The sequence below is a fragment of the Bifidobacterium sp. wkB338 genome, from assembly GCF_003688325.1.
GTDB lineage: Bacteria > Actinomycetota > Actinomycetes > Actinomycetales > Bifidobacteriaceae > Bombiscardovia > Bombiscardovia polysaccharolytica.
Genome location: NZ_NPOR01000040.1, coordinates 1 through 636 on the forward strand (window position 1 = coordinate 1; position 636 = coordinate 636).

Sequence of the window (636 nt, forward strand, 5' to 3'; positions counted from 1 at the left end):
AATGCCTATCTTCTTCCCGTATACTGCAATCAAAGCTGAGTAATATCCATTGAAGCTTTTGAAAACGCCAAATATGGAGGCAGCAAAATAAACTATGGCCAAAGCCATGGCCAAAAAAGGCAACGCGGCAACAAAGAGTGCTATCGCAATAGCGAACACAATAAAATAAAATAAATCTTCCATGACGCCATAATCCTTTTCGGAATACCAGTTCCATCAATTTGTCATAGCTAGTAGGGATAAGCCGAATCCATAATTTTGGGCCTGGCCCGAAGAAATTGGAGCTTTATCGGCTTCTGGCGACCGCGTCTTAGATAGGCCATGCCTATGTCGCGTCGAGGATTGGGGTCAAAACTGATCTTGTTTTGCAGGTCTGATCCCAGTATCAACTGCCTGGTCTCAGCTTTTGTCACACGAAAACAAACACGCAGATTGCAGGCCTGGGTGAGGGTGTCAGGAAGAGCCTTGACAGATGGTTTTTGAGTCAGAATGATTACACAAATGCCTGCTTTCGCCCCCTTCTTTGCGATTGTTTGCAAATAGCGTTTTATGTCATCCAAGTAGGTCTGATCGTTCTTGGGCATGTGCGGATTGGCGAAAAGGCGCGAGCATTCATTAATGAAAAGCACCTGAAAG

The 636-nt window shown here is 45.0% G+C and carries 2 protein-coding genes; both read right to left on the minus strand.

Annotated features, from left to right (window positions below):
• The coding region (locus CI603_RS07720; protein WP_147438296.1) for a hypothetical protein at positions 1-183 on the minus strand (183 nt) is incomplete at its 3' end.
• A gap of 47 nt (positions 184-230) precedes the next feature.
• Positions 231-636 (minus strand): hypothetical protein (locus tag CI603_RS09040; protein WP_220702269.1); only part of this gene is annotated, 406 nt, incomplete at its 5' end.